Source organism: Acinetobacter sp. WCHAc060025 (assembly GCF_004209355.1).
Lineage (GTDB): Bacteria > Pseudomonadota > Gammaproteobacteria > Pseudomonadales > Moraxellaceae > Acinetobacter > Acinetobacter wuhouensis.
On record NZ_SGSX01000008.1, the window covers coordinates 156,763 to 177,072 of the forward strand.

The 20,310-nt window shown below is 37.2% G+C and carries 20 protein-coding genes and 1 tRNA gene; 7 read left to right on the plus strand and 14 right to left on the minus strand.

The window, feature by feature from the left end; genetic code table 11:
- Positions 1–120 precede the first annotated feature (120 nt).
- The 8 genes from EXE09_RS08735 to EXE09_RS08770 all read right to left on the minus strand — a co-directional run bounded on the left by EXE09_RS08735 (position 121) and on the right by EXE09_RS08770 (position 8,181).
- Positions 121–1,284: an MFS transporter gene (locus EXE09_RS08735; protein ID WP_130117007.1), complete on the minus strand. Its 1,164-nt coding sequence runs from the start codon at positions 1,282–1,284 to the stop codon at positions 121–123.
- 229 nt (positions 1,285–1,513) lie between these two features.
- Positions 1,514–2,125 carry a septal ring lytic transglycosylase RlpA family protein gene (locus EXE09_RS08740; protein ID WP_068973950.1) on the minus strand — a complete coding sequence of 204 codons (612 nt, stop codon included), beginning with the start codon at positions 2,123–2,125 and terminating at the stop codon, positions 1,514–1,516.
- 286 nt (positions 2,126–2,411) lie between these two features.
- The gene (mltB, locus tag EXE09_RS08745; protein ID WP_068973951.1) at positions 2,412–3,413 is read right to left on the minus strand and encodes a lytic murein transglycosylase B; all 1,002 of its coding nucleotides are present in this window, start codon (positions 3,411–3,413) and stop codon (positions 2,412–2,414) included.
- A gap of 79 nt (positions 3,414–3,492) precedes the next feature.
- The gene (rodA, locus tag EXE09_RS08750) at positions 3,493–4,635 is read right to left on the minus strand and encodes a rod shape-determining protein RodA (RefSeq protein ID WP_130117008.1); all 1,143 of its coding nucleotides are present in this window, start codon (positions 4,633–4,635) and stop codon (positions 3,493–3,495) included.
- Between the two features lie 347 nt (positions 4,636–4,982).
- Positions 4,983–5,633, minus strand: coding sequence for a hypothetical protein (locus EXE09_RS08755; RefSeq protein ID WP_068973953.1), 651 nt, complete (start codon positions 5,631–5,633; stop codon positions 4,983–4,985).
- Positions 5,634–5,651: 18 nt separating this feature from the next.
- On the minus strand, positions 5,652–6,476 hold the full coding sequence (gene queF, locus EXE09_RS08760) for an NADPH-dependent 7-cyano-7-deazaguanine reductase QueF (RefSeq protein WP_130117009.1): 825 nt from the start codon (positions 6,474–6,476) through the stop codon (positions 5,652–5,654).
- Positions 6,476–7,249: an ABC transporter permease gene (locus tag EXE09_RS08765; protein ID WP_087552960.1), complete on the minus strand. Its 774-nt coding sequence runs from the start codon at positions 7,247–7,249 to the stop codon at positions 6,476–6,478. Before EXE09_RS08765 ends, queF begins: the two co-directional genes overlap by 1 nt.
- Positions 7,246–8,181 (minus strand): ABC transporter ATP-binding protein, encoded by a 936-nt coding sequence (locus EXE09_RS08770; RefSeq protein ID WP_068973956.1) that lies wholly within the window; start codon positions 8,179–8,181, stop codon positions 7,246–7,248. The genes EXE09_RS08765 and EXE09_RS08770 overlap by 4 nt, the downstream gene beginning before the upstream one ends.
- Positions 8,182–8,368: 187 nt before the next feature.
- Between EXE09_RS08770 and EXE09_RS08775 the strand changes: the two genes are divergently transcribed.
- From EXE09_RS08775 to EXE09_RS08790, 4 genes are all read left to right on the plus strand, one after another.
- A tRNA-Arg gene (locus EXE09_RS08775) sits at positions 8,369–8,444 on the plus strand.
- A gap of 49 nt (positions 8,445–8,493) precedes the next feature.
- Positions 8,494–8,910, plus strand: coding sequence for a hypothetical protein (locus EXE09_RS08780; RefSeq protein ID WP_130117010.1), 417 nt, complete (start codon positions 8,494–8,496; stop codon positions 8,908–8,910).
- 150 nt (positions 8,911–9,060) lie between these two features.
- On the plus strand, positions 9,061–9,342 hold the full coding sequence (locus tag EXE09_RS08785) for a hypothetical protein (RefSeq protein ID WP_068973958.1): 282 nt from the start codon (positions 9,061–9,063) through the stop codon (positions 9,340–9,342).
- 657 nt (positions 9,343–9,999) lie between these two features.
- Positions 10,000–10,227: a hypothetical protein gene (locus tag EXE09_RS08790; RefSeq protein WP_068973959.1), complete on the plus strand. Its 228-nt coding sequence runs from the start codon at positions 10,000–10,002 to the stop codon at positions 10,225–10,227.
- A gap of 126 nt (positions 10,228–10,353) precedes the next feature.
- On the opposite strand, the gene EXE09_RS08795 is transcribed toward EXE09_RS08790, so the two are convergent.
- A complete protein-coding gene (locus EXE09_RS08795; RefSeq protein WP_130117011.1) occupies positions 10,354–11,349 on the minus strand; it encodes a glycosyl transferase family protein in 996 nt (331 codons plus the stop codon).
- 434 nt (positions 11,350–11,783) lie between these two features.
- Between EXE09_RS08795 and EXE09_RS08800 the strand changes: the two genes are divergently transcribed.
- Positions 11,784–13,130, plus strand: a complete 1,347-nt coding sequence (locus EXE09_RS08800; protein WP_068973961.1) for a dicarboxylate/amino acid:cation symporter — start codon at positions 11,784–11,786, stop codon at positions 13,128–13,130.
- Between the two features lie 49 nt (positions 13,131–13,179).
- Here the strand turns inward: EXE09_RS08800 and EXE09_RS08805 are convergent, their stop codons facing one another.
- Positions 13,180–13,983 carry a hypothetical protein gene (locus EXE09_RS08805; RefSeq protein ID WP_130117012.1) on the minus strand — a complete coding sequence of 268 codons (804 nt, stop codon included), beginning with the start codon at positions 13,981–13,983 and terminating at the stop codon, positions 13,180–13,182.
- Between the two features lie 59 nt (positions 13,984–14,042).
- On the minus strand, positions 14,043–14,633 hold the full coding sequence (gene prfH, locus EXE09_RS08810) for a peptide chain release factor H (protein WP_130117013.1): 591 nt from the start codon (positions 14,631–14,633) through the stop codon (positions 14,043–14,045).
- Between the two features lie 287 nt (positions 14,634–14,920).
- Between prfH and cgtA the strand changes: the two genes are divergently transcribed.
- The gene (gene cgtA, locus EXE09_RS08815) at positions 14,921–16,135 is read left to right on the plus strand and encodes an Obg family GTPase CgtA (RefSeq protein WP_068973963.1); all 1,215 of its coding nucleotides are present in this window, start codon (positions 14,921–14,923) and stop codon (positions 16,133–16,135) included.
- 23 nt (positions 16,136–16,158) lie between these two features.
- On the plus strand, positions 16,159–17,292 hold the full coding sequence (proB, locus tag EXE09_RS08820) for a glutamate 5-kinase (protein ID WP_068973964.1): 1,134 nt from the start codon (positions 16,159–16,161) through the stop codon (positions 17,290–17,292).
- A 56-nt stretch (positions 17,293–17,348) separates the two neighbouring features.
- Here proB and EXE09_RS08825 read toward each other — a convergent pair whose 3' ends face one another.
- From EXE09_RS08825 to EXE09_RS08835, 3 genes are all read right to left on the minus strand, one after another.
- Entirely contained in the window at positions 17,349–18,326 is a 978-nt protein-coding gene (locus EXE09_RS08825) for a hypothetical protein (protein ID WP_130117014.1), read from the minus strand.
- Positions 18,327–18,483: 157 nt separating this feature from the next.
- Positions 18,484–19,131 (minus strand): HAD-IB family hydrolase, encoded by a 648-nt coding sequence (locus EXE09_RS08830; RefSeq protein ID WP_130117015.1) that lies wholly within the window; start codon positions 19,129–19,131, stop codon positions 18,484–18,486.
- Positions 19,098–20,306, minus strand: coding sequence for a DUF1615 family protein (locus EXE09_RS08835; RefSeq protein WP_130117016.1), 1,209 nt, complete (start codon positions 20,304–20,306; stop codon positions 19,098–19,100). Before EXE09_RS08835 ends, EXE09_RS08830 begins: the two co-directional genes overlap by 34 nt.
- Between the last annotated feature and the right edge of the window lie 4 nt (positions 20,307–20,310).

Consider the following 20,310-nt stretch of genomic DNA (forward strand, 5'->3'; position numbering starts at 1 on the left):
TAATGACTTATCTTGATTAAACTAACAAACAATTCAATCCAAGTATAGGAAATAGGATTATTATTCATCTATTTTATTGTGTGAGGATGTAAGGTTTGCATCGTATGAATACGGCTTGAACTATATCAACTTTTTTCTAAAAAGTAGCAAAGCCAGTAAACAAAGTGCCAAAGCGATGAACGATGGGCCATAGCCAATCGGGGCCGCTAGTAAACCGACGATGACCGCACCTGCGACAGCGCCGCCATAGTTGAAAATATTCACTCGTGCGATGATTTCATCACGGCGATTTTCATCCAAACGTCCTGCGGCAGAAAAAGTCAGTGGAACTAAAGCACCCACAGCAACGCCAGCGAGTGCAAAACCTAAAATTGCAAAGGTGAGAGAATGTCCAATTCCTGCGATCGCACAACCGATTGCACCAATTAAAATCGTTGTGACAGCAAGCCATGCAGCATTTTTAAATTTTAAAATAAAATCTAAGCTTAACCGAGTAATGAGAATACCGATTTGATAAGCTGCATAACCAAGTGGGGCAACTGTTGCTGAACTTGCCAATACATCTTTCAGGTAGATTGAACTCCAAGTGCTGATCGCAGAATCAACCGTAAATGCAATGAGTATGATTAGACCAAAAATCCATAATTGTTTTTGTGGAATAGGATTTTTGGTTTCTGAGATAACAGCAGCATTTTCTTTCTGTTGAAAAAGCCATTTTTTAGAACACAGTGCAGTCACGAGGGCAATAGTTACAGCAATGAATAATGCTGTGGTCGCGCCAAAGCTTGTCGACACTGTTGCAGACATGATCATGGCACCTAAAAAAGCGGCTGCGGTATAACAAGCAAAGAAACCGCCTAATGCACTTTTCCCAAGACGTTGCTCCACCATCACGGCTTGCATGTTTAAAGCAGCATCTAAACACCCGAGTCCAAGTCCGTACAGTAGAAAACTGGCAACCATGATTGTAACACTTGAACTGAATGCCGCAACAGCAATTCCGATTGCTTCAAAAATAAAAGCTATCACGATGGCAAATCTTGAACCGAGTTTTACAGCAAGGCGATCTGCAAGGATTGAGCCCAGTGCTGCTGCGATACAGACACCTAAAATAATGATTGAAAGTAGGTCTTCAGAGAGTTTAAAACGATTTTTAAATGTCGGGAGTGCGGTCATTACCGTGGCATATCCCAAACCTTGAGTGGCAAAGCCTAAAGCGATCACTTTTCTTGTTTTTGCAAGTGCTGGATTTTTTCCGATAGAAACAGAGTGCTTTGAATCCATGTCTCGCTCACATTGTTATTTTCAGTTTTATTTTGAAGGGTACGTCCTGTACATCTATTCTGATTTTAACTTGAATGAAGCGAAAGAAAAGGGGAATGTATGACACAGTTAAGGGGGCAAATCGGACATGTAAATATGTAAGCTAGATTTACAATGCTAAACGTGGATTTGGTGAAGCATTAAAAAAGCCACTTAAAAAGTGGCTTCGTTAAACGCATGCAGTCGTGATTTACGAGTTTGGACCATCAACGCGTTCAATGCTCACGCGTCCTGTTCCTGAATTTGTAATACCTAAACGTTTCGCAGCGCCATAAGAGAGGTCAAGTACACGGTTACCGTGGAATGGACCGCGGTCGTTTACTTTTACCACGACACTTTTACCATTGTCTTTATTCGTCACACGAATAAAACAGTTCAATGGCAGGCTACGATGGGCAGCAGTTAATTCATTCATGTCGAATGTTTCACCACTTGCTGTTTTACGACCGTGGAATTGACGACCGTACCAAGATGCAACACCAGTTTGGCTAAATTTGCGAACTGTGTTTGAAGCAACTTCATTAAGTTTATCAATTACTGAAGGCTCATCTTCAGGTACTTGAATTTTTGCTGCAATAGTTTGACGACGAACTTTGTCGGCAGAACGTTCAGTAATTGACAAACTGTTTAGGTTTGAAAAGTGCGAATTAAAATTCGTTGAGTCTTTGCTAATCACACGAGAAGCCAAGCTCGAACTTTCAGAATCATTGTTTAAATATGATGACTGAACCATTTCTGAGTTGACTTGCGTCATACTCAAACCCATGGTCAGGGCTATCATATATTTGAGTGAAGCATGCATCGTTTAACTCCTTGGAACCCCATGTTTAACTTTCTAAGTCGCTGAAAATTAACCATACGAGGTCTGTAAATTCACTTTTGCAACTGCATTTAACGAAAAGGATAATATTCAAGCTATCATAAAAGTGTCTAGTATTATTTAAATAATAGTTACAAAAAGGACAAATTCTTACAGGTTTTGATTGAAAAATAAACAATAATGTAACAAGATATTTAATTTGTATGAAATACACCCAATTTATTGAATATATTTCTTGACTTATTTGTTGTGTAGGAAATTACAAGCACTAACGGCTTGTAATCTCAGTCCCTAAAAGCCATAACGCAGTTGCGTACATGCGACTTTTATTATAGGTGGTAATGACCTGAAAATTTGGATAAGTGATGTAGTAAATAGGTCCAAAATCATCTTGTAATTGAATAACATTGACCAAATCAAGATCATCAATTTTGACCGCAGGATTCAGCGGTGCGATGCCTAAATTTTTTATTGAGCCATAGGGAACAGGTTGAGTGAGATCTTTCGCGATAATTGATTCAGGATTGGTTCCTGTATAACGCGCTAAAAATGCAATCGGTTGATCGCGTTGCCAACCATTTTGTGCAAGATAGTTTGCAATGGAACCAATAGCATCTACTGCTGAATTACGTAAATCTACGTGCCCATTGCCATCATAGTCCACACCAAACTTTGGAATATTACTTGGCATGAATTGTGGGTAGCCAACAGCGCCTGCATAAGAACCTACAATCGAATTTGCTGGAACACCATCTTTATATGACCAAGCGATGAGTGCCGCCAGTTCATCTTGGAAGTATTGCGCACGACGTGGATAACCAAATCCGAGTGTTGCAAGTGCATCACGAGTGATGAATGAGCCTTTATTTGCCCCATATCCAGTTTCTACACCTAAAATCCCAAGAATGATCTCCTGAGGCACACCAAACTGCTGTTCTGCGCGATTTAGGGTATCTGCATATTGGTTTTGAAAACGTACGCCTTTTTGAATCGTACCTTCAGCTAAAAAGTTAGTTTTATATTGATACCAAGGTTTACTTTCACCTGGACGATCCATAATCTTAATAATATTGGGTAAGTTGCGAGAACCATTCATTGCCCAATCGACTTGTTCGTTGCTTAAACCATAGGTTTGCATGGTTTTTGCTTTAAAGTTGTTATATTCAGGGCTATTTGCAAAATCATTGGCTTGGCAAAAACTGGTCACTGAAAAAGCAGCTGCACAAAAAGATATATTTCTGACCTTTTGTAAAAAACCTAAATTAAACATAGGTTATATTTCCTAATTCTTTATGTTGAAAATGACTTTAAGTGAAAGTTACCGATGGTTGGGGCAACGAATATTAAGATTAACGATGTGTATGAATCGACATCACGATGCCAAAAGTCGCCATCAAGGTAATAATAGCAGTACCGCCATAACTCATAAATGGTAATGGCACACCGACAATAGGTAAGATACCACTGACCATGCCTGCATTTACAAATACATAAACAAAAAATGACAAAGCAAATGTGCCTGCGACTAGGCGACCAAAGTTATGAAAGCATTGTAGACTGATTTGGAAGGTCCTAAAAATAATACAAAAATAGATCGTAATCAAAAGCAATATACCAATCAGCCCAAACTCTTCAGAAAATGCTGCAATAATAAAGTCTGTATGACCTTCTGGTAAAAAATGTAAGTGGGACTGCGTACCTTCCAAGTAACCACGTCCAGTAAAACCACCTGAACCAATGGCGGTTTTTGATTGAATAATGTTCCAACCTGTGCCCAAGGCATCGGCTTCAGGGTTGATTAAAGTCAGTACACGTTGCCGTTGATAGTCATGTAGTAAAAATTGCCATGCAATGGGAATAATGAGTGCGACAGCACCAATTGCACCTAAAATCATCGTCCAAGACAGACCACTCAAAAAGAGCACGAAAATACCACTGGCTAAGATAAGTAGTGACGTTCCTAAGTCAGGTTGTTCTGCAATAAGGATAAAAGGAATTCCAATCATAATTAAAGAAAGGAATACATTTTTAAAACTTGGCGGTAAAGGGTTACGTGCTAAAAACCACGCAATCATCAACGGCATTCCCACTTTTAAAAATTCACTGGGCTGCACACTGCCAAAACCAGGGATTCCGATCCAACGCTGCGCACCCATACGGACTTCACCGAAGAGTTTGACTGCGACAAGGCATACAATTCCAAACAAGTAAAAGTAGGGCGCAAAAGCTTGGTAAACTTTGGGTGGTACTTGCGCCAAGGCAAACATGACCAAAAAACCGATTCCAAAACTCATGGCTTGTTTAGAGACCAACCCCATATCTTGCGCAGAGGCACTATAAAGTACTGTCAGACCAAGTAAGGCATTTAAAAGTAAAAATAGACTTAACCAGGGGTCAATATGTAGTTTTTGCCAACGAGAAGGGAGTTGGGATGTGCTGAGACCATCACGAGGTGCTTGCCGTAAAAATTTATATTGAGCGTTTGGATCCATTGGTCTGTTTTGGTGCAATAAAAATGAGTCTCGGGCATGCTATCACAATCCCTATTGATGGCAACGTATGGTAAATGTTGAAGTCAATGGTTTACGGCTATTCATGAGCAAATTGAATATGTTAAAAAGCAAGAATTAAGGATGTTTTAAGTTGCCAATGTTACTGCTATTGTGACAAATTAAACTAAAGCGATTATTTTCTATTTATTGATTGCTTAAATAATTTTAAGCTTATGATTTTTAATTGATAATAAGTAAGGTGTTAAAGTGAACACGATTGCAAATAAAAATGCCCTCATCATGGAGAGCATTCTTATTCATTAAAAAAAACAATTAAATTTTAACGATCAATTAAAAAATAAAGTGTCGTAATATTCAGCAACTGCTTTGATTTCAACCTTATTTAAGCTTGGAATCAATTTATCAATTGCAATATGCACAGCTTTACCCACCGCAGCCGCGCCAATATCTGCACCTTTACGTTTGATCATGCCTAAATCTAAGGTTTTGTTGAAGTCACGCATGAAGTGATTAATGGTTGCATCTGCAAATTGCTTCATTTGTTCAGACAGTACGGCACGATTAGTATCGCCAGCTGATGCAACCTCTGCAAAACTATTCTTTAAATTGGTAATTAAATTTGCATCTAAAGATTCACCAACGCGGAATTGCCCTTGCGGATCTTTAAATAAGCTACGTTCAGAAAACTCTACAGAAGCACGTACAACGTTATTATCCGCTTTACTCAATAACTGCTTAAGTAAAACCGCAACAGTAGATTTTACATATCCAGCAAGTTTTTCAGCTGTGTCACGTTTGTCACTCTCTGGAAAGCGACGAACAAGTTCAACTAAAAGCGTATCAATAATTTCTTCATTAATAAGCAAAGCTGTTTGATCACGTAAAGGATAAAGTGGTTCGTTAGAGTTTTTTTTCTCGATACCTGTCTGAATGTTCTTTAATAGTTCTTCAGAAGGTACAAAACCAAAAAAAGGCATGTGTTCAACCTCAATGTTTTATTGTCGCGCCAATCGGATTGGGCTTGGCATCCATGATTCATCAGATACACGGCAAGGGTTAATGTCTAAACCACCACGACGTGTATACGTTGCATAAACCATCAACTTTTCAGGTTTTAAATTTTGCCAAATATCGGCAAAGATTTGCTCCACACATTGTTCGTGGAAACCGTTATGCTGACGATAAGAGATAATATAAGCTAAAATGCTCCGATAACAAGGTTTATTGCCTTGATAACGGATAAAAACAGTGCCCCAATCTGGCTGACCTGTCACAGGACAATTACTTCTGAGTAAGTGAGAATATAGTTGAATATCAATGCTTTCCGCAGATTCATTCGCCTGATTATCCAATGCCAAAAGACTTGCATCAGGATGATTGACTAAGCGGTCAGGTTCTTGATCATCAATACAAATGCCTTGTGGTTTGGCAATGTTCAATTCATCGACTGGAAAGAGTGTCAAGGTCACAGGTGCTTGCGCTGCATTGGACAAGTCTTTTTCAACGGTGTGAATAAAAGCTTGTTGCGAATCAAACTGGGTGAAGTTCATACTATTGAAGTAGAGCTTTAATGATTTTGACTCGATTAAATTCGGCGATGTTGCAGGTAGCGCAATACGACCAATCGCAACTTGTGGAATCCCTTTGGCATTTAACCAAGAAATTTCGAAAACATGCCACCAATCCTTTCCTTTATATATGCCATCGACATGCGCATATTGCTCACGTGCTTCTGCACGCGAGATCGGGAAAAGGATGTCAGGTTGATAAGTTGTAGGGTAATTGGTGTCTTTACCTAATAAAGAAAGTTCGACAGACATTATTCACGCATTCCTGAACCACGAGAAAGTAAATAGTAAGCAATACCGTAAAGTACGCCACAGCAAAGTGTCACGATGATTAAAGACAACGAAACATTGACATCGCTATGACCTAAGATCCCGAAACGGAATGCATTGACCATATATACAATCGGGTTAACTAAAGAGAGATTTTGCCAAAATGGGCTTAAAGCACTAATTGAATAGAATACACCACCTAAATAAGTCAGTGGTGTTAAAACAAATGTAGGGATAATTGAAATATCATCAAATGATTTGGCATAAACCGCATTGATAAACCCACCTAAAGAGAATAATAGGGAAGTCACAATGACTGTATATATCGTCACGAAAATATTATGAATCGCTAAATCAGTGAAAAATAAACTCATTGCTGTCACGATTGCACCGACAAGTACACCACGACAAACACCGCCAATCACATAACCACATAGCACCATGTGTAAAGGCACAGGGCTCATGATCAGTTCTTCGATGCTTTTTTGGAATTTAGCGCTAAAGAAGCTAGATGATACGTTGGCATAACTATTGGTAATAATAGCCATCATGATCAAGCCTGGTACGATGAATTGCATATAGCTGAATCCACCCATTTGACCAATGCGAGAACCGACCAAATTACCAAAGATCACAAAGTACAAGCTCATGGTGATCGCAGGCGGTAATAAAGTTTGTGGCCAAATCCGCATAAAGCGGCGAATTTCTTTATAAACTAGGGTGTAGAGTGCAACACGGAGTTGGGTGAAATTCATTGTGCTGCTCCTTCAAGATTCTTCTCAACCATTTTCACAAATAGTTCTTCTAAGCGGTTCGATTTATTACGCATACTGCGTACACGAATGCCTTGAGATTCTAAAAGTTGGAATAAATCATTTAAAGAATGCGCTTGATCCATCGTGACTTCTAAAGTTAAAGGATCAACCAAATTAAATTTCAAACCAATAATTTCAATATTCAATGGTTCAATCGGATGTTCTAAATCGAAAATAAAAGATTCTTCGGTCAATTGCGTCAAGAATGATTTCATCGAGGTGTCTTCTTTAATTACACCGCGGTCAATAATCGCAATCTGACGACACAACATTTCAGCTTCTTCTAAATAATGTGTAGTCAAAATAATAGAAGTACCATTCTCATTCATCTCGGTGAGGAAGTCCCACATTGAGCGACGTAGTTCAATGTCGACACCCGCAGTCGGTTCATCGAGAATTAGCAATTTCGGTTCATGCATCATGGCACGAGCAATCATTAAACGGCGTTTCATACCACCAGACAGCATACGACCTTGGGTATTACGTTTTTCCCAAAGCCCTAATTTTTCTAGATAATGTTCTGCACGTTGTTCTGCGATCTTTTTCGGAATGCCGTAATAACCCGCTTGGGTCACTAAAATATCAAAAGTTTTTTCAAATTGACCAAAGTTAAACTCTTGTGGAACGACACCTAAGCATTGTTTTGCATCGGATGGGTGAGTATCTAAATTATGCCCAAAAATTTCAACTGTACCCGATGTTTTACGGGTTAGTGAACTGATGATCCCGATTGTTGTGGATTTACCCGCACCGTTTGGTCCTAAGAGTGCATAAAACTCACCTTCTGGAACAGTTAAATTGATTCCTTTGAGTGCTTGGAACCCATTGCGATAGGTTTTCGATAAATCTCTTAACGTCAGCGCATCAGTCATGAAATTCTCACTTGGTTTTTGGAGTGTGTATTGTGAGCGATCTCAAACAATAAACCAAGTGAGTTAGGTGGAATTCTGCATTGCATATATAGGATGTTGTATAGAGCCTGCTCAGCAATTGAGCAAGTTGTTTTATAAATGCTTTACCTAGTATGATTTTTTGTTATGATGTGCCCATTCAAAAGATGCGCTCTTAGCTCAACTGGATAGAGTACAGGTTTCCGAAGCCTGTGGCGTGGGTTCGAGTCCCGCAGAGCGCACCATTTTAAACACTAAAAATAATAAAACGATAATTCATCTGGTTCATAGAATATGCAAAGAATCGCTACAGTTATATTCAAAATTATTCTTGGTTTTGTTATTGCTTATGCTGCGCTAAATCTAATGCCTTTATTGAAATCATTTACATTTATGTTGTATTTCATCGCTTTGATATCATGCACTTATAGTGGATCAATAATGACATTGTTTTTGAATGAAATATCTTTTGAAAATAAAAAGTACGCAGTTATTGTGAGCATATTACTATTGATTAACACCCTCGCACTATTTTTGCTATTAAACGTTTATACAGAGCCATTAGAGCAACTGGCGAATTTCGATTTAGCATTATCAATCATTGCGATCATATTTATGGTGATCGTCTTTATTTTTAACATTCCTTTATTCTTTCATTTAATCAAAGAGTTGATTCTCTACAGTTTAACCCAAGCTAAGAAAGATAAATAAAAGTATGGTTGTATCAGTGCAAATATAAAATGAATGCTATGGGTTCAGTAAAAAACTTTTATCCTGCGTAGATTGCTATAAAAGCAATCATAATTACTGATCAATTGTGTGCTATATTTTTCAAAATTTTTAATTTAAGTGAAAATAACAATGAAATTTTCTTTTTTTGATTTAAGTGGTAGCAAAATTAAAGGTGAATGCATTCTAGTCGAACCATCGCCATTAGCAAAAGGTGGTGCTTTGCATGATCTTGTTGCAAATGATACAGCCTTAGAAGCTGCACTTGGTGAATTTACCTTTTATGAAATGATTGATCCAGATCAAATTGAACTATGGACAAAGTTTGCCGTAGATCAAGAGAATAATGTCATGCAAAGTGATAAGTTACCTAACTTTGTGCAAATTGGGCGCGATTGGAAATTATTGGATTAAAGAACAGCGATGTTAAGTAAGGCTATTACGGTTAAGATAATGCTTAATAATGACGCATCGGGCGCAAAGTGGTGATCCATCCAATTTTATATAAAAAGATGAATACGATGATGATCGCAAGTCCGATAAAAAAGTCTTTTTTATTCTTATCCATAGCTTTTTATTTAAAGTATTTCAAATGATGCTTATTAATAGGTGTTTTGAATACGTGCACTATTATCCTCTAATTTTACAAATTTTCAATTTCAAAATTGCTGTAATAAAGTTGAATAGTGTTACCGCATCTTGCTTAGAAAATGATTACTGACTATATTAAAACTACAGTAGGTCATTAACCATATGAGGCTACTATTATAGTTGGACAGATCAATGACAGCTTATTGAGTTTATAGCTCCAGTCTAAACAAGAAATAAGCACTAGCTTTCCAACCTAAAGAGCTCGCAGAAATGCGAGCTTTTTCAATTTTGAAATCTAATGAAATAATTTTAAAGTCCCACTATTACAAAAGTGATGCACTGTAATTTTTTAATTTTTATCATGAATTTGATACAAGCTTACTTAGCTTTAACATTGCCATAAAATCTAACATCTTCCTATGAAAACTCGTATTCATGTCATGCTATAAAAACTCAGGATTAAAAAAAGAGGGAAGAGCAATGAATCAGATGATCACCGTAAAAGTCAAAGATCAATATAGCAATGAGGTCAATGCTATGGCTTGGCTCAATAATTTGCATGAACAGGAGCATGCGCAAGGTTTAGCATTGTTTAAAAAAATTGATCATATTATTGTTGAAGGTGAAAAAATTTTACCCAGTATCGAATTGCTGTTTGAAAGCCGTGAAAGTGACAGCATTTATCGTGTCATTGAGCAAGTCAATTAGTAGGTTTTATGAATAAACTAATTGGCTGAAACTGTATGAATAAGAGGAGTTGGATTTGGCTTTAATCCAACTCTTTTTACGTTTAGAAATATTAATAGAATTCAAACGGGTGATTGTTGTTGGTAGTTAGAAGCGATTTTTCCAAAGTTTTCGGGCAGTGAGCATTGCTTCTTCATAACTATTTACAACACCCATGGTATATAGCGCGATTCCCATTGTTTCAGGTACTGCGATTTCACCATATTCGTGGCTTTGCGTACCTTCCCAAACAGCTTTGAATACAGCTAAATTAAGTTCTTCTTCTATAGGGCTGCGATTATCCGTCAGTTTAGGCAGTTCATGTTCATACAACTCGCCATTTTTAATCCCACAGATCAATGTCTTCGCATCCGGATTACGTTCAAATTCTCCACCTTCACCCTTGATCACCGCACTATTTTTATAGCCCAGTTGAAAAGCTGCCTGTTGGTGCGAACTACGATAAGCAGGGTGGAAAATAGCTTGCATGGTCGCTTTGGCATTAAATGGATTGATTAAGCGCGCGAGTGTATGAATAGGCGAACGTAATCCCATGACATTACGAAGATTAATTAAATCCTCTAAGACGGGTGAAATAACACCTAAAGGTAAATAAGCAAAATTATGTTGAGCAAGTTGTTGCTTTACTTCTAATTCATTTTGGCAAATGGGGAAGCCTAAATATTCTAAAACTTGTTCGGTATAAACACGATTCATGGTGTGACCAGAAGCACCATGCATCACGATTTTATAACCGTGTTTGGCTAAGGTTAGTGCAGCCAATAAAAACCACGGATAATGTTTACGTTTACCTGCATAAGATGACCAGTCTAGATCCACATCCAGAGTTTGAAAATTCAATTGGTCTTTGGTCGCTTGGACAAAACCAGAGAGTTCATCTACTGATTCTTCTTTGACACGGAGTAGCATGAGAAATGCCCCGAGTTGAACATCTAAGACTTCATCTTTCAAGATCATTGAAAAAGCTTGGTATGCTTCATCATAAGTGAGTGATCGTGCACCATTTTTTCCTTTTCCCACGATTCTGACAAATTGGGCAAAAGGATGTTCAAAGTCTTTATAGATATTACGTTTTGTGTTCATTTTTGATAGGCGAAGATGAGAAAAAACTGTCCTCTACACTATGCCACAAATGCTTGAAATGACATAGGTATAGCTGGTATTAGACTAAGGTCTAAGCATAAATTGAATAATTATTAAGCAATTTTAACATTTGAGTTGAGATTGATGAGTAAAAATTAATTAAAATAACAAGTGAATAGTGTTTTATTTTTCATCTCCTGTGCTGCGTTTATTCTTATTGGCTTATCGCGTAATAGAGAATAGATCTTAAACATCGTTATTTGTTGTCCTTCCTTTAGAAAGCTGAGGTTTTCTGAACGGGTTTTATTTTTTAAAAATAAGATTTTCTAGATTCTTTTTAATTGAATTAAAAGGGGTTTTAGATGTGGGCAACATTTAGGTGGCATTAACATTGAATATTTCTTCACAAAGAAATAGAGAAAGAATTAATTATCATGGCTAAGAAACCTCTATATAAGTCACTTTATTTTCAAGTGATTATTGCCATTATTTTAGGTGTAATCGTGGGGCATTATTTCCCAACGACCACACACTTAATCAATGGTGTTGAGAAAACTGTTCCAGGTTTAGGTGAGCAACTTAAACCCTTAGGTGATGCTTTTATTAAGCTCATCAAAATGATTATTGCTCCTGTGATTTTCTGTACTGTTGTCAGTGGTATTGCTGGTATGGAAAGCATGAAATCAGTCGGTAAAACGGGTGGTATTGCGCTTTTATATTTTGAAATTGTGTCAACAATTGCATTGATTATTGGTTTGGTGGTAATTAATGTTGCTAAACCTGGTGTGGGAATGAATATTGATCCTGCGACTTTGGATACATCTGGTATTTCAAAGTATGTAGAATCAGGTGCTGCGCAATCGACAGTTGAATTCTTCTTACATATTATTCCAAATACAGTCGTTGGAGCTTTTGCAGAAGGTGAAATTCTGCAAGTGCTTTTATTTGCATTGTTATTTGGTTTTGCATTACACAAGTTAGGTGATGCTGGTAAGCCTGTATTGAAGTTTATTGATCAGATTGCACATGTATTCTTTAACATTGTAAATATGATCATGAAACTTGCACCAATCGGTGCGTTTGGTGCAATGGCATTTACCATTGGTAAATATGGTATCGGCAGTCTTGCTCAACTTGGACAATTGATTGTTTGTTTCTATATTACGTGTTTGCTATTCATTTTCATTATTCTAGGTACGATCAGCCGTATCTGTGGTTTCAGTATTTTAAAAATGATCCGCATGATTCGCGAAGAGTTATTGATTGTATTGGGGACTTCTTCTTCAGAATCTGTGTTACCACGTATGTTGAAAAAGCTTGAAATTGCAGGTTGTGAAAAGTCTGTGGTTGGTCTAGTCATTCCGACCGGTTATTCATTTAACCTTGATGGTACATCTATTTATTTAACGATGGCTGCGATCTTTATTGCGCAAGCAACCAATACACATTTAGATATTTGGCATGAAATTACATTGCTAGCAGTGTTATTGATTTCTTCTAAAGGTGCTGCGGGTGTAACAGGTTCAGGCTTTATTGTGATGGCTGCGACTTTGTCAGCAGTAGGTCATATTCCAGTTGCAGGTTTGGCGTTGATTCTGGGTATTGACCGTTTCATGTCTGAAGCGCGCGCATTAACGAATTTGGTGGGGAACTCATTGGCAACGATTGTTGTTGCAAAATGGGTAGGCAAATTGGATACAGCTAAACTGAATGAAGCGTTGAACAATCCTGAAGAAGTGGATCGTAAAATGCTTGAAGAATCAAAAGAAGCACATGCTTAATTTATTCTTGATTTAAAGATTCAAAAATGGAAGCTTCGGCTTCCATTTTTTATGAAATTTCTAAATTCAATTTATCACATAGCTGAATTAGCTTGGAATATTCATCCTCTATACACAAAAGGAAGAAATAATCATCTGAATGTGTTTCTATTGAAAGAAGGTGAAGACCAATATGGATAAGCTGATTTTTTAAATTTTCAATAAAAATAGTTTCATCATCATTTTCAATATCAAAATTTTCTAAAGCTTGAAAAGACACATTATATTTGTAATGGATTTCTTCAAGAATACTTTTGATAAGTTCGGGTAAATCTTCAATATCGCGCCAGTCTATTGATATTGCAAGATTTTGTTCTCTAAGTGCTTGAAGGCAAAACCAAGTTCGTTCTTCTAGTTTCATATATTTTATTTTTAAAAAGTTTTTTGAAATAAAATCTGATAATAAGTGTGTCTGTCCAACGCACGCGAATTTTAAAAAAAGCTGAAGAGTATTTTTCCATTTTGGATTTTGATTTTTTATAGGCACTAAATTATGAGAGTGTTGTTTTAAAACACGTATAGCCATATTAAACATAGCTTCTAAATAACGATTTTCACTTTTTTTAAAATTGTCTGAACATCCTTGCAAATTGATAATTTCAAATTGTTTAAAATTATCAATTGAAAGCACAGCATGTAGTTGAAATTCTCGATGGTCATTCAATACATGGATAAGAAATTCTAAATGAATGCCCCCATGTTGATGGCTAAGAGTTATGATTTTTTGATTTTCAGTATATTGTCCATGGATAGACTGAGGTATCTCAGACAGTAATTCAATTAACTCTAAGGGAATTTTAATTTTTAAAGTCATTTTTAATCTATAGTTAAAGGTATGAGGTTGATATTTATGGTTTACTTTATAAGGAAATTCTATTTTTTAAAGTTTCGCACTGCATTACCTCTTTCAATTAAAGCGTGTTGCAAGTGCTGAACTTGTTTATTACTTGCTTGATTATTTTCAAACTGCTGTTGAAGTTTTAATGTAATCAATTCCTTTGCAAGACGCTTATTGGCATGTTGGCTACGTTCAGACATGACTTTGACACTAATTCCTGAAGCAACATGTGTCGCATGAATGGCAGAATCAGTGGTATTAACATGTTGCCCGCCTGCACCTGAAGCACGGCATGCTTGGAAGATAATGCTGTCATCAGTCGGAAGTTGTTGTGGTACTTCCATGAGTGAAACACCGACAAACCAATTTTTACGTTTATGATTTGGTCGAATTTTACTTTGAAATGTCCATTGAATAGTACCGAGCCAATTATTCAGCCAATTTTTTGCATCATCATTCACATTTAAAAGTATAGAAGAATAACCATACTTGGTTTCATTGCTTTCTATAATTTCTAAATCTATTTTCTGGTTTTTTGCTTCTTTTTGCATTTCTTGCAAAGTGTATTTTACAGCGAGTTCACATTCTGCGGGTCCAAGCGCAGCACTAATTTGGACGATAGACAATATTGGTATTCCTTTGAATTAATATAGATAAAAATATTTAATTTAAAAAGTAGATGGATAAATTGTTAATGCGCTCATTTGTGAGTCATTGATTTACTTTTTTTACAGATATAATTATAAGAAAATATCTGAGTGAAAAACAATCAAAATAAGTCAAGAATCAGCTTTAATTGAGAAATTATAAAAATTGTTTAATAAAATTCATGTTCATCTGAAGAATACTATTCGAGAATTTTTTCAAAATATGGCAGAATATGCGGTTTTAAAGATTTCAGAGGATTGGCAGCATGCGCTTTGTTGATGAAGCAGTCATTACCGTAGAGGCTGGCGACGGTGGCAATGGCGTAGCCAGTTTTCGCCGTGAAAAATTCGTACCATTTGGTGGTCCAGATGGTGGTGATGGTGGTCGTGGTGGTAGCGTATATATTCAAGCTGACGACAATACCAGTACCTTAGTAGATTACCGTTATACCCGTAAATTTCGCGCTGAACGTGGTAAAAACGGTGCTGGCGCAAACTGTGCTGGACGTGGTGGTGAATCCGTTACTCTTTATGTTCCAGTGGGAACGACAATTGTAGATACCGAGTCAGGCGATATTATTGGTGACCTAATTGAAAATGGTCAAAAAGTACTTGTTGCAGGCGGTGGTGATGGTGGTTTAGGGAATACTCATTTCAAATCATCAACTAACCGTTCACCGCGTAAGTGTACTCACGGTTTTAAAGGTGAATTCCGTGAAATTCGTTTAGAACTTAAGGTTCTTGCGGATGTAGGCTTATTGGGTATGCCAAATGCGGGTAAATCAACATTTATCCGCGCGGTATCTGCTGCAAAACCAAAAGTTGCAGACTATCCATTCACCACCATGGTTCCTAACCTTGGTGTGGTCGATGCTGACCGTCATCGTTCATTCGTGATGGCTGATATTCCTGGTTTGATCGAAGGTGCGGCGGAAGGTGCAGGTTTGGGGATTCGTTTCCTTAAGCATTTGGCACGTACACGTATTCTCCTACATATTGTCGATGTACAACCGATTGATGGTTCAGATCCTGCATATAATGCGAAAGCAATTTTGGAAGAATTGAAAAAGTTCTCACCAACTTTAGCAAAATTACCTGTAGTACTTGTACTCAACAAATTGGATCAATTACCAGAGTCTGAACGTGAAGAATGGTGCAACCATATTCTCGAAGAATTACAATGGGATGGCCCAGTATTCAAAACTTCAGGCTTAATGTCTGAGGGCACAAAAGAAGTTGTGTATTACCTCATGGATCAAATCGAGCAACAACGTGAGTTGGAAGCAGAAGATCCAGAGTATGCTGCAAAAGTGAAAGCATTCCGTGATCAGCTTGAAGCAGAAACACGTGAACAAACAATTGCCGCAAAAGAAGCTTATCGTGAAATGCGTCGTCAACAACGTCTGGCTGGTCTATTGGCAGATGATGATGAGGACGATGATGGTGACGATGGCGAAATGGAAGTGTATTACGTACGTTAATCAAGCGTACAACTGAGGACAAGATGATAGAAGTGGTAGATGGGCAACGTCAGCTCAAGGCTTTAAAACGTATCGTTGTTAAAATCGGATCATCTTTACTCACAGCAAATGGGCAAGGTTTAGATTTGGATGCAATTTCGCACTGGGCGAAACAAATTGCAGATCTACACAATGCAGGGCATGAGATTATTCTCGTGTCATCCGGTGCTGTGGCTGAAGGTATGGTTCGTATGAAGCTTGAGAATCGACCCACCGATCTACCCAGTCTACAAGCTTGTGCTGCCATTGGGCAAATGGGCTTGATTCAAACTTGGTCTAGTGTTTTAGAAAATCATGCCATTCAAACTGCACAAGTTTTATTAACCCATGATGATTTAGCAGATCGTCGTCGTTATTTAAATTCTTGTGACGCATTGCAAAATTTGATTGATTGGCGTGTGATTCCTGTGATTAACGAGAATGACACAGTATCGACCGATGAAATTCGTTTTGGTGATAATGACACGCTTGCTGCGATGGTTGCAGGTCAGGTGCATGCCGACTTATTGATTATTCTTACAGATCAACAAGGTATGTTTGATTCAGACCCTCGTTCAAATCCAAATGCAAAATTGTTTGATACAGTTCGTGCAATGGATGAGTCGTTGTTTGACATGGCTGGCGGTGGTGGTAAGTTTGGTCGTGGTGGGATGCTGACCAAAGTACGTGCTGCTCGTTTGGCTGCGAAGTCTGGTTGTCCTACACTCATTGCCAGTGGTGAAAGTGATAATGTCCTTGCTCGCTTAATGGCGGGTGAATTGCTAGGTACTTTGTTTATCACCGATGATGACCGTGTAACTGCACATCAGCAATGGCTTGCTGCACATTTACAAACCGCAGGACGTTTGGTAATTGATGATGGTGCTGTGAAAGCCATTAAAGAAAACCACCGTAGTTTGTTGCCTGTAGGTGTCAAAGCAGTTGAAGGACATTTCGAGCGTGGTGATGTGGTGGAATGTGTCGATACACAAGGCCATCGTGTTGCTGTTGGTCGAGTGAATTTCAGCTCGCGTTCAGCTGAAATCGTCAAAGGATTGGCTTCAGATAAAGTCCATCAGGTTTTAGGTGAAGCACGTTCTTTGGAAATGATCCATCGCAATCACATGTCTATTTATTAAGTTAAAATTGACATAATGACTTGTTTTAAAAAATAAAATGATAGAAAGCATTTTTATTATTTTAAATCTTTGAAATATTGATATGGGCATATCTGCGTAGGGTAGTGCCCATTTTCAAATCCCATCCCTGATCCTCCTTGGATCGTCCTATCTTGTAAATGATTGATAAAATTTTGAAGACTAATAATTTTCCATTCTAGAAAATTTCGATCTTTTTGATTGTCGATTCTTTTTACAACATAGCTTATGGCTAAACCTGTAGCCGTGCTGAGATCTGTTAAGTCCTTAATTCGGCTTATATCCATACCAAAGCCTTGAGGGTGCATTTTGCTTAAATCTTTTTCTTTAACCTCGATGAGCGTATAGCTTTGTGTATCAGGTTTATAGGCAATTGCATCAATATCACTCGGGATGCCATGCACTCTTGAATAGCCAATGTAGCCATCAAAAATGAGCCGCTGAACATATAGATCTAGTAAATATTCAAATTCAAAACCTACTAATTTTTCTTGCCAGAGATTCACAATTGATTGTGAAATTTGTTGAGGTTGAATTGTATTTACTCTGCTCGGGAAATGATTTAAAAAAGTTTCTAAGCTTGTTTTATGGAAATGATGTGTCGTGGGATCGTATTGAAATACGTTTATTTTAGGTGTTTTCAGGTTTTCATTGAAAAGAATTTGTTCTGAAATATGCCATTGATCAAAAGGGATATTTTTATCCCACTGTATAAAATATAAATGTTCACAGGGTAATTTTGAGAGTGAATCATAGATTTTTATGTAGCGATCAGGATGATCCGAACTCACTGTAAAATAGATCGGATTGATGATCGAACGTGATTTGGGTAGTTTGGGAATGAAATAACCACCTGTGAAAAAGTTTGAAATATCTCGATTTTGACCTACCCATTCATGGAAATTGAGTTCACCGACAAAACCTTTAAAACGGCTGATATATTGCTTTTCACCCAATACATTTTTTGATAGGACAGTATGTAAGGCTTTGAGTAGATTATTTTTGGAATGATTCATTTTTAGTATTTGAAATAGAATTATATTTTCATTTATAGCAAACTATTTTATTTCAATCGAGTTAATCCCCAGCTTGAATTAAAAATTAAGCGGAGATTTGTTTCGGGTATTAAATGTTTATTTAAGATATTAGTTTATGTAATTGAAAAAATTATAATTAAGCTAATTTTCGAGCACTATTTAATCTTGGTAAATTCTGATCTTCTCCTACCATATATTTAAAATCAGCTAGGCTCAGCATTTCATTGTCTTCTATGCTATTACCATAAGCATAAATATTTTCATATTGATCAAGCTCATATTTTTCTAAAATACGGATGCGTTTTTGTTCAGAGCTACAGTCTGGCGTGGAATAGTCACCTGTAAAAATACCATTAATGATTTCTGTTTCAGTACAAATCAGGTCGATTTTTAAAATTTGACACATCACTTCAAGATAAATATCGACTGAAGCTGAAACCAAAACGACATCATCACCTTGATTCTGATGGTCGATCAATCGTTGATATAGTGATGGATCGAGTTGTTCAATTAAGCGAGAGCAATAATCCTCTGTAAGATCTAAAATTTCAGCGGCATTTGCATTTTTAAACATGGATTTAAATAATTTAATTCGCATCGCATGAGCAGGGTAGATATTTAAATAATACGCCTGAATCCACGGCAGTATTTTAATACCCTGTTTAACGATATGGCGTTTTGACAAAGCGTAAAAGATGAACCCTGTGAAACTGTCTTTTTTACACAAGGTACCATCAAAATCAAATAAGGCTAGGTTTTTATACGTTTTGCTCGTTGCATGCATGTTTCATATCGTCCGTTTACGCGGCTTGCATACCAATTTGTATTATAATCGCGACTTAATTTAGGGCCAGAAATCACCACTTCAGGCATGATAGCATAGATTGACTCTTTACCTGTTTTGGATTGGTAGAGCTTAGACACCGCGATATATGTTTGTGTTTTTTCGAAACTGTCTTCTTTTTCTTGTTTTAAATCATTACGTAGCTGACGAGGTGTGACCAACACATTATTTTTTGAAAATAAAGTAGTGAGTGCTTTTTCAGTTGTGGTCATCGCAGGGCGTGGGTCACCATTTTTATCATAAGATAAGAGGTCACCATCAAGATCTAAATCGATATCAGATACTTTCTCGATCATTTTCTGGAAAGCAGCATTACGACTTGAGTACATCCCTGAATTATAATCAGCAAAACGATAAATTGGCTTATCATACTTTGCTGGATACATCATCAAACGATGGATACCATAGTAAAGTCCACCAAACTCAGTATATAAGTCATCACGTAATTCATTGGTACTCATACTAGTGCGCTTATGATCTTTGGCGTAATTTATGTGTACTTGCATCGAACCTAAAGTGGTAATCGGGTTTAATTTTTCAGCAAAATCTTGACCAACAAATTTGGCAGCACCAGTTAATGCACTGATATGATAATGTTTAGTCATATAGTCAAATATTTCACGATAAAGAACATCAAGCTCTTTCTCATTTTTTACTCGACTCATCTGCTTTAAGTAGTTGTCTTCAGGTGTGGGTTGGTTTTTTAACACATCCTGAAAATAACCTGCAATTGGCCCACCGATGGTTGTTCCTAATTTTGCTTCAAATTTTTCTTGCAGACGTGAGCTTACTTCTTTTACTGCTTTTACCCCTAATCCTGGGACATTGGGATTGGCAATAAAGTTAGATTCCTGATCGACTACCGCGATAATTGAACAAATATTTTCTTTAGTTTTTGGGATTTTTAATTCTTCAGATATATCAAAAATATCTTGCGCCCATGATTTACGATCATTGACACGACTAGGGATAAGCTTACGAATTTGATCACTTTCTAAAGTCGGTTCATCATCATGTGACCACCAAGAACCATTACCACAAGCAGTTAAACCTATAGCAAGTGACACTAAACAGAGTGAACGGAGAAGGTTTTTTTGTTGACCAATTTTTTTCATACTG

Excerpts from the sequence above, each read along its gene's own strand:
- EXE09_RS08735 (WP_130117007.1), bottom strand. The coding sequence starts at position 1,284 with ATGGATTCAAAGCACTCTGTTTCTATCGGAAAAAATCCAGCACTTGCA.
- EXE09_RS08740 (WP_068973950.1), bottom strand. The coding sequence starts at position 2,125 with ATGCATGCTTCACTCAAATATATGATAGCCCTGACCATGGGTTTGAGT.
- mltB (WP_068973951.1), bottom strand. The coding sequence starts at position 3,413 with ATGTTTAATTTAGGTTTTTTACAAAAGGTCAGAAATATATCTTTTTGT.
- rodA (WP_130117008.1), bottom strand. The coding sequence starts at position 4,635 with ATGGATCCAAACGCTCAATATAAATTTTTACGGCAAGCACCTCGTGAT.
- EXE09_RS08755 (WP_068973953.1), bottom strand. The coding sequence starts at position 5,633 with ATGCCTTTTTTTGGTTTTGTACCTTCTGAAGAACTATTAAAGAACATT.
- queF (WP_130117009.1), bottom strand. The coding sequence starts at position 6,476 with ATGTCTGTCGAACTTTCTTTATTAGGTAAAGACACCAATTACCCTACA.
- EXE09_RS08765 (WP_087552960.1), bottom strand. The coding sequence starts at position 7,249 with ATGAATTTCACCCAACTCCGTGTTGCACTCTACACCCTAGTTTATAAA.
- EXE09_RS08770 (WP_068973956.1), bottom strand. The coding sequence starts at position 8,181 with ATGACTGATGCGCTGACGTTAAGAGATTTATCGAAAACCTATCGCAAT.
- EXE09_RS08780 (WP_130117010.1), top strand. The coding sequence starts at position 8,494 with ATGCAAAGAATCGCTACAGTTATATTCAAAATTATTCTTGGTTTTGTT.
- EXE09_RS08785 (WP_068973958.1), top strand. The coding sequence starts at position 9,061 with ATGAAATTTTCTTTTTTTGATTTAAGTGGTAGCAAAATTAAAGGTGAA.
- EXE09_RS08790 (WP_068973959.1), top strand. The coding sequence starts at position 10,000 with ATGAATCAGATGATCACCGTAAAAGTCAAAGATCAATATAGCAATGAG.
- EXE09_RS08795 (WP_130117011.1), bottom strand. The coding sequence starts at position 11,349 with ATGAACACAAAACGTAATATCTATAAAGACTTTGAACATCCTTTTGCC.
- EXE09_RS08800 (WP_068973961.1), top strand. The coding sequence starts at position 11,784 with ATGGCTAAGAAACCTCTATATAAGTCACTTTATTTTCAAGTGATTATT.
- EXE09_RS08805 (WP_130117012.1), bottom strand. The coding sequence starts at position 13,983 with ATGACTTTAAAAATTAAAATTCCCTTAGAGTTAATTGAATTACTGTCT.
- cgtA (WP_068973963.1), top strand. The coding sequence starts at position 14,921 with ATGCGCTTTGTTGATGAAGCAGTCATTACCGTAGAGGCTGGCGACGGT.
- proB (WP_068973964.1), top strand. The coding sequence starts at position 16,159 with ATGATAGAAGTGGTAGATGGGCAACGTCAGCTCAAGGCTTTAAAACGT.
- EXE09_RS08825 (WP_130117014.1), bottom strand. The coding sequence starts at position 18,326 with ATGAATCATTCCAAAAATAATCTACTCAAAGCCTTACATACTGTCCTA.
- EXE09_RS08830 (WP_130117015.1), bottom strand. The coding sequence starts at position 19,131 with ATGCATGCAACGAGCAAAACGTATAAAAACCTAGCCTTATTTGATTTT.
- EXE09_RS08835 (WP_130117016.1), bottom strand. The coding sequence starts at position 20,306 with ATGAAAAAAATTGGTCAACAAAAAAACCTTCTCCGTTCACTCTGTTTA.